The sequence below is a fragment of the Helicobacter sp. T3_23-1059 genome (assembly GCF_053654515.1).
Map to the genome: position 1 here is coordinate 1 of NZ_JBSIUV010000143.1, position 1,281 is coordinate 1,281.

The following is a 1,281-nucleotide window of genomic DNA, read 5'->3' on the forward strand; positions in this document are numbered from 1 at the left end:
TAATTCAGATTTTAAACATTCGCAACATTTTTTTCAAATGGGTTTAGATTTTCTTATTTATACTACAAGTTTTAAGGAGCTATAATGTTATTTCAGGGTGCAGGTGATTCTTATGAACATTTTATAGAATTTTCTTATCATTTGGGCTGGTTTATTATCACACTACCTACAATGTTTTTATATATTTACAAAAGACATATTGTAAATATATTTTTTCATTTGGGTGCTATGGGATTGACATATTTATCTTGGTGTAATTGGACTTATTTTAGTGGCAACTTGCTTAGTGATGTATCGCCAATAGTGTTTGCTTATATAGTATTGTCAGCTCTTTTTTTTCCTATGTTTGGAATTCTTCAAACCATTCCACATTTATTATTTTGCATATATGCCACTATTTTTAATTATAGATATTTCAAATCATTAAATATAAAAAATAAATTTAGCTTATGTTGTAAATCATTTTTTGCTGGGTTAGCTTTGACTTTGATTTGTATTTGTATAGGTTGGGCTATACTTTTGTCGGATTTGTCTATCAATAGTGGTGGGGCAATAAAGATAGAAATTGCATTAGCAATACTTATAAATATCCCACTACTTGCATATATCATTTATAAAGACATTAAATCATATTTGGCAAAAAAGAAAGTGAAATGATAAACAATATCGATATTTCCTACACAGATTAAGGCTTATGTTGATGATAGCTTTGATTTTAGTGACCAAGACCACACTTTTGATACTAATGGAAATATTGTAGAATTTGGGCAGCCTGTTGGGGCGTGGAACTACAATAAACTTAAATTTGATGAAGATGTTTCAGAAAGTCAGATGAGTAGGTATATTAAAAAAACAAAAGGAAGTTTTAGCAAAGAAAATGTTGTGGCATTATTTCGTCTAAAATCAGCCATAACAATAGATGATTATTTTCAAAAAAGAATGGAAAACATATATCCTATTTACAATAACGATTACCAAAATACTCAAAAGTATTTTGAAATAGGCTTGGATTATATTTTAGCAAGTAAAGATTTTAAAAACATAAAAGTTCCAAATGGATACAAAGAATTTTTTAAAATTACCATTTATAGAGGTAAAAAATGATTGTGGATTATATTTATGGTGTGATGTATGCTAGATTTTTTATGTTTTGCATAGTGGATAGTATTTTAAACATTATTGCTTTATTTGTGTTACTAAAAAATAAACATAAAGTCAATGGGTATTTTTTGATATATGGATTGCTGGGGAATGTATTGGGCGGAATGTTAATATTTTTTT

At 27.5% G+C, this 1,281-nt stretch carries 3 protein-coding genes; all 3 read left to right on the top strand.

Features of this window, described 5'->3' with window-relative positions; translation table 11 throughout:
- The first annotated feature begins 84 nt into the window (after positions 1-84).
- Positions 85-657 (top strand): hypothetical protein, encoded by a 573-nt coding sequence (locus tag ACWIX0_RS13640; protein WP_454174527.1) that lies wholly within the window; start codon positions 85-87, stop codon positions 655-657.
- Between the two features lie 27 nt (positions 658-684).
- Complete coding sequence (locus ACWIX0_RS13645; RefSeq protein WP_454174529.1) at positions 685-1,104, top strand: DUF6402 family protein; 420 nt, start codon at positions 685-687, stop codon at positions 1,102-1,104.
- The coding region (locus ACWIX0_RS13650) for a hypothetical protein (protein ID WP_454174528.1) at positions 1,101-1,281 on the top strand (181 nt) is incomplete at its 3' end. The genes ACWIX0_RS13645 and ACWIX0_RS13650, both read left to right, overlap by 4 nt.